The organism is Catellatospora paridis (assembly GCF_009720365.1).
Taxonomy (GTDB): domain Bacteria; phylum Actinomycetota; class Actinomycetes; order Mycobacteriales; family Micromonosporaceae; genus Catellatospora; species Catellatospora paridis.
In genome coordinates this window covers 1-6622 of the sequence record NZ_ML769328.1, presented here as the reverse complement: position 1 = coordinate 6622, position 6622 = coordinate 1, and the positions used below count along the sequence as shown (strand labels likewise).

Sequence of the window (6622 nt, the reverse complement as noted above, 5' to 3'; positions counted from 1 at the left end):
GCGCCCGGGGGGGCCGCGCCCCCCCCCCCCCCCCCGCCGCCCCCCCCCCCCCCCCCCCCCGGGGCCCCCCCCCGGGCGGGGGGGCGCCCCACTTCTCATGTCGCTAGGGCGAGGGCGAGGCGTCAGGTGTCGGTGACGGCGGCGCCTGCTCCTTGAGGAACGACACCCGCAACGTGATGACCGTGCCCTTGGGCTTCAACGCGTCCTTCTTGGGATCGGTGTCCTGCACGATGCCCGCCCTGGCGGGATCCGTTTCCTCGTCACCCTTCACCACCTTGTTGCCCAGGCCCAGGCCGGTCAGGATCGCGACCGCCTCAGCCTGGGTCTTTCCGACCAGGGCCGGGACCTTGACCAGGCCCTTGGACACGATCACCGTGACGGTGCCGCCCTCGGAGACCATCTCCCCATCCCTGGGGCTGGTCTCCAGCACCTGGTCGGCCGGCTCCTCGCTGTCCTTCTCCTTGAACTCCGGGACCAGGCCGAGCGCGGTCAGCTGGCTCTGCGCGTTGGCGCGGTTCGAGCCGATCAGCGGCGGCACCTTGACCTGCGGCTTGCCGCCGCAGATCTGGAAGGTGACCTCGCTCTGCTCCCGAACCTCGCGGCCCTTGGGCGGGTCCTGCTTGGCGACCGTGTTCTCCGTGCAGTTCGACTGCCGCAGCGGATTGCCGAGGGTCGGTTTGAGACCCGCTCCGGTCACGGCCTGCCTCGCCTGCTGTTCGGTCATGCCGAACAGATCCGGGACCGCGACGTCCTTGGGCTGGCTGGCCAGGATCAGACCGGCGGTCAGCGCCACCACGGCCAGCACGCCCAGGGCGGTCAGCGTCGCGATGACCCAGCCGGAGGCGCGGCGGCGGCGGGCGTCGCCGACCCGGGCCGGGGTGTTGCGGTTGGTGCCGGTCCGCGCGGGCGCGTTCATCGGCACCGTCTGCTCCTCGCGGAGCACCGGCGTCGCGAGAACCGGGCGGCCCGCGGAGGCCCGCAGCAGGTCGGCGCGCATCTCGCCGGCCGACTGGTAGCGGTTGGCCGGGTTCTTCGACAGCGCCTTGAGCACGACCGCGTCGATGTCGGGGGTGACGTCCCGGTTCGACTCGCTCGGCGCCGGCGGCTCCTCCCGCACATGCTGGTAGGCCACCGCCACCGGGGAGTCGCCGACGAAGGGCGGGTGCCCGCAGAGCAGCTCGAACAGCACGCAACCGGCGGCGTACACGTCGGAGCGGGCGTCCACGGCCTCACCGCGGGCCTGCTCCGGGGAGAGGTACTGCGCGGTGCCGATGACGGCGGAGGTCTGCGTCATGGTGGTCGCGCCGGACGCGAGCGCCCGCGCGATGCCGAAGTCCATGACCTTGACCTGGGCGTTCGGCGTGAACATGACGTTGCCGGGCTTGATGTCCCGGTGGATGATGCCGTGCCGGTGGCTGAACTCCAGCGCGGCGCAGATGTCCGCGGTGATCTCCATGGCGCGCCGGGGCATCAGCCGCCCCTCGGCGGCCAGCACCTCCTTGAGGGTGCGCCCGGCCACGAACTCCATGACGATGTAGGGCAGGACCTCGCCGGTGGGCCCACGCTCCTCGCCCGTGTCGTAGACAGCGACGATCGCCGGGTGGTTCAGCGCCGCGGCGTTCTGCGCCTCGCGGCGGAAACGCATCTGGAACGTCGCGTCCCGGGCCAGGTCCGTGCGCAGCAATTTGATCGCGACATCGCGCCCGAGGCGCAGGTCGCGTCCCCGGTGCACCTCGGCCATGCCGCCGTAGCCGAGCAACTCGCCGACTTGATACCTGCCACCCAGCAGGCGGGCCTGCGCGTTCATCGCGTACGTCGTCCTTCGGTCATTGGGTCCATGCTCACGTGGTCAGCCCCGTTCAGCCATCCGCCAGCCGAAAGTGTGACGATTTCGGAATGTGCCGGGCTGCTCCGGGCATTCTCCGCGTCCTTGGCCTTCTTCGCCTGGTAGCCGAGCCAACCGGCGCAAGCGAGCACCGCCACCATCCCGACGACCACCAGGACCACGGTCAGGGCAGTCCGGCCGCCACCACCGGTGGGTGCGGGAGCCTGCGGCCCGTACGGTACCCCGTGGACGGGGGTCAGCGAGGCAGGCGCAGCCGGGACGGGCGCAGATCCTCGCTGGTAGCCCCCGTTGGGGCGAACCGGAACGGGGGTCGCCGGGCTCAGTGGTCGCGACGGTCCCGGCGACACCGGAGTGGCCGAGACCGGGCTCGGCGACACCGGCTGCACCGGCAGCAGCGGCCCGCTGCCGTGGGTCAGCGCGCCCGCGGCCTGGCGGGCGGCGTTGGCGAACGACGCCGCCGTCGGCCACCGGCTGCCGGGCTCCTTGGACATGGCCCGCTCGACGATCTGGCGCACCACCGGCGGGATGTCGTTCGGCATCGCCTTGGGGGTGCCGGTGACGTGCTTCATCGCGATCTCGAGCGGGGTGTCGCCGTCGTACGGCCGGTGCCCGGTGAGGCACTGGTAGGCCACCACACCCAGTGAGTAGACGTCGGAGATGGCTGATGCGCCGACCCCGGAGGCCTGCTCCGGGGCGAGGTAGGAGGCCGTGCCCATGACCGCGCCGGTGGCCGTCAGCTGGCTGGCCGCCGCCGAGCGGGCGATGCCGAAGTCGGTCAGCACCAGCGTGCCGTTGGGGCGTACCAGCAGGTTGCCCGGTTTCACGTCGCGGTGCACGATGCCCTTGTCATGGGCGGCCTGCAGCGCGTCGGCGGCCTGTGCGATCAGCAGCATGGTGCGGGCCGGGGTGAGCCGGCCGACCTTGTTGAGCGTGCGCGAGAGCGGGTCGCCCTCGATCAGCTCCATGATCAGGTATGCCTGGTGCTGGTCGTTGCCGAAGTCGTAGATGCGCACGACGCCCGGGTGGTTGATGCCGGCCATCGTCTTGGCCTCGGCGTGGAAGCGCTTGACGAAACCCGGCTCCTCCAGCAGCGCCGAGAGCATGATCTTGATGGCGACCGTCCGGTCGAGCACGTCGTCGGTGCCCTTCCAGACGTCGCCCATACCGCCGGAGGCGATCCGCGAGTCGATGCGGTAGCGGCCGTTCAGCACGGTGCCAGGGGAGACCATCACTTGCCACCCTTGTCCTTGATCACGCCTTGCATGACCAGCCCGGCGATCCGGGCCGCTTCCCCGCTGCCGCCCTTGCCGGCATCATCCAGGATCACCGCGACGGCGGCGACCGGACGGCCGTCCTTCATCGCGAACCCGATGAACCAGCCGTCGGATCCGGCGTTGGCCTCCTCGTCGGCGGTGCCGGTGCCGGTCTTGCCACCGACCACGTACCCGTTGATCTGCGCCTTCTTGCCGGTGCCGTTCTCCACGACGCTGACCATCATCTCGCGCAGCTGCGCCGCCTCGCTCGCCGAGCAGCTGCGCCGCAGCTCCTTCGGGGCCGCGGCGTAGAGCCCGGTGGTGAGGTCCGGCCCGACCAGGCGCTCGACCAGGTAAGGCCGCATCTGCGAGCAGTCGTTGGCGATCGCCGCGGCGACCATCGCGTTCTGCAGCGGGGTCACCCGGACCTCGTTGAGGCCGATCGACGAGATCGCGATGTTCGGCTTGTCGTCGCCGCCCGAGCTGGTGGTCAGCGGGCCGAGCACGCTCTCCGAGACGCGCAGGCCGCGATCGGTGGCGGACAGGTTGCCGACGCGCAGGCTGTTGTCGTAGAAGCCGAAGGCCCGCGCGGTGTCGTTGAGCCGCTGCGCGCCGAGGTCCACGCCGAGGCGGGCGAACGCCGTGTTGCAGGAGACGGTCAGCGCCTCCTTCAGCGTCATCTGCTCCTGGGGGCACGTCGACGAGGTCGCGTTGCGGATGACGTGGGTGGTGCCTGGCGCCTGGTAGCCCGGACCCGCCTGCAGCGGCGTGTCGGGGTTCCGGTTCGCGGACAGCGCCGCGGCCGAGACCAGCACCTTGAACGTCGACGCGGGCGGGTAGGTCTCCTGCAGCGCCCGGTTCAGCAGCGGGTTGCCGGCCTGGCCCTCGAGCTTCTTGTACGCCGCGGTCGCCTTGCTGTCGTGGCCGACCAGCGGGTTCGGGTCGAAACTGGGGAACGACGCCATCGCCAGGATCGCGCCGGTGTTCGGGTCCAGCGCCACCACCGCGCCCGACTTCGCGTCGAGCTTGTTGTTCGCCAGCTCCTTGTACGCCGTGTCCTGCGCGGTCTTCGACAGCGTCAGCGTCACGTTGCCGCCGGCAGTGTGCGAGCCCGTGAAGATGTCGCGCAACCGGTCGGCGAAGAGCTTGTCGGACGTGCCGGACAGGAAGTCGTTCTCCAGCTGCTCCACCCCGGTCGCCGTGCCGTTGACCGGCTTGTACCCGACCACGTGCGCGTACGCCGGGCCGCCCGGGTAGCTGCGCAGGTACTTCAGGTTGCCCTTGGTCGCCTCGGAGAGCGCGATCGGCTTGCTGCCGGGGTTGCTCACCATGACGTAGCCGCGCTGGCGGTCGTACTCGTCGATCTGCACGCGGCCGTTGTAGGGGCTGGTCCGATAGTCGTTGCCCTTGTACGCCTGGACCCAGTTCAGGTTGGCGAAGAGCAGGCCGAACAGCACCATCACGACCACGCCGACGCGTCGCAGAGGGGCGTTCACCGGCGTACACCTCCCGTCGATGCGGGCGTGCGCGCCGCGTCTGAGATCCGCAGCAGCAGCGCCACCAGCAGCCAGTTGGCCACCAGCGACGAGCCGCCCGCGGACAGGAACGGCGTGGTCTGACCCGTCAGCGGGATCAGCTTGCTCACCCCACCGATGATCACGAACACCTGCAGCGCCAGCGTGAACGCCAGTCCGCCGGCCAGCAGCTTGCCGAACGAGTCGCGCACGGCCAGCGCGGCGCGCAGGCCACGGGACACCACGAGCAGGTACAGCGCCAGCAGCGCGGTGAGGCCGAACAGGCCGATCTCCTCGCCCATGCCGGCGAAGATGAAGTCGTTGCGCACCTCGGGCACGAGCAGCGGGTTGCCCGCGCCCGGCCCGGTGCCGAACATGCCGCCGGTGCCCAGGCCCATCAGCGACTGGGTCAGCTGCCAGCCGCGGACGTACGGGTCGGCGAACGGGTCCAGCCAGATGTCGACCCGCTGCCCGAAGTTGGTGAACGGGCCGCCCACCGCACCGGCCAGCACGTATGCCAGCACCGCGCCGCCGAAGAACAGCACCAGACCGATGATCAGCCAGCTGACCCGCTCGGTGGCGATGTAGAGCGTCACCACGAACATGCCGAAGTACAGCAGCGAGGTGCCGAGGTCCTTCTCGAAGATGAGGACCAGGAGGCTCATCGCCCAGACCACGATGACCGGGCCCAGGTCGCGCCCGCGCGGGAAGTCGATGCCGAGGAAGCGGCGGCTGGCCAGGGCCAGCACCTCGCGCTTGCGGACCAGGTAGTACGCGAAGAAGGCCAGCAGCATCAGCTTGGCGAACTCACCGGGCTGGATGGCGAAGAAGCTGCCGAACCGGATCCACAGCTTGGCGCCGTTGACCTCGGAGATGCTGCCCGGCAGCACGGCGGGCAGCAGCACCAGGACGATGCCGGCCAGGCCGAGCGTCCAGGCGAACTTGGAGACCTCGCGGTGGTCGCGCACGAACCACAGCAGCGCCATCGCGCCGGTGACCGCGATCAGCGTCCAGAGCAGCTGCTTGCCGCCGTCGCCCGCGAAGATCGCGAGCTCGGGCCGATCGTCGATCTTCGCCCGGCCCAGGTCGAGCCGGCGCAGGAAGCCCACGCCGAGCCCGTTGAGCAGGGCCACGGTGGGCACCAGCACCGGGTCGGCGAACGGCGCGCGCAGCCGGATGACCACGTGCAGCGCCAGGAACACGGCGGTCAGCACGCCCGCCGGGTACCAGAAGTCCATCGTGACCGTGTCGAGCATGTTCGCCTCGACCGCCGCCAGGTAACCGGCGACCATGGCCATAGCGAGCAGGAGCAGCCACAACTCGGTGCGGCGCACCCTGCGGGCCGCCGGATCCAGGCGCAGCACCGACGGCTTCGGCACCGCCGGCGTCTCGGGGACGGCCGCGGCTGCTGCGGGAGGGGCGGTATGGGGGGTGGTCACGACGTCCTCATGCTCAATTCGGCCGGCAGGGCACCGGACTCGGCACCACCGGCTCGCTGGGCGGGCTGCTCGCGTCGGCGGCCAGCGGGGTGGCCGTCGGCGTGACCCCGGGCGACGGCGTGGCCGACGGGGAGGGGTCGGCCGAGCTCGGGCAGCTGGGCAGGATGTTCATGTTGGCCGGGTCGTCGCGGATCAGGTTCTCCAGCCGGGAGACCGCGTCGGCCTCGTTGTCGGCCTGGATCCCCTTGCGCACCTGTTCCTGGGCGACGGTGGTCAGGTCGTCCAGCGTGACTTCGCTGACCTGTTCCGCCTGGGAGAGGTCGAAGCCCGCGATCTGGCCCGGCACGCCGCGGAATATCGCCACTTGCCCGGCCTCGGTCGCGCCGATGTAGTACCGCGACTGGGAGTAGTCCCAGGCGAACCAGACACCCGTGCCGAGCACCACGAGCAGGCCGAGCACGAGCAGCCCGGCACGCACCGGGTGCCGGGCGCGCCGGGCCGTGGGTTCCGCCGGCGGGGCCGGCGGCTCGGCCGCGGCGGGCCGCGGCGTGGCGGTCAGCGCCGAGGCGC

Annotated in this window: 5 protein-coding genes; all 5 read right to left on the bottom strand. The window is 71.1% G+C overall.

Translation table 11 applies throughout. The features are described from left to right. Positions 1 to 103: 103 nt before the first annotated feature. The gene (pknB, locus tag F9C41_RS29120) at positions 104 to 1807 is read right to left on the bottom strand and encodes a Stk1 family PASTA domain-containing Ser/Thr kinase (RefSeq protein WP_155390023.1); all 1704 of its coding nucleotides are present in this window, start codon (positions 1805 to 1807) and stop codon (positions 104 to 106) included. Next, positions 1804 to 3075 (bottom strand): serine/threonine-protein kinase, encoded by a 1272-nt coding sequence (locus F9C41_RS29115; protein ID WP_155390022.1) that lies wholly within the window; start codon positions 3073 to 3075, stop codon positions 1804 to 1806. The genes pknB and F9C41_RS29115 overlap by 4 nt, the downstream gene beginning before the upstream one ends. Continuing rightward, positions 3075 to 4595 (bottom strand): peptidoglycan D,D-transpeptidase FtsI family protein, encoded by a 1521-nt coding sequence (locus F9C41_RS29110; RefSeq protein ID WP_155390021.1) that lies wholly within the window; start codon positions 4593 to 4595, stop codon positions 3075 to 3077. The genes F9C41_RS29115 and F9C41_RS29110 overlap by 1 nt, the downstream gene beginning before the upstream one ends. Beyond that, positions 4592 to 5911: an FtsW/RodA/SpoVE family cell cycle protein gene (locus F9C41_RS29105; RefSeq protein WP_155390055.1), complete on the bottom strand. Its 1320-nt coding sequence runs from the start codon at positions 5909 to 5911 to the stop codon at positions 4592 to 4594. The genes F9C41_RS29110 and F9C41_RS29105 overlap by 4 nt, the downstream gene beginning before the upstream one ends. A 154-nt stretch (positions 5912 to 6065) precedes the next feature. Continuing rightward, positions 6066 to 6622 (bottom strand): BofC C-terminal domain-containing protein (locus tag F9C41_RS40865; RefSeq protein ID WP_407924747.1); only part of this gene is annotated, 557 nt, incomplete at its 5' end.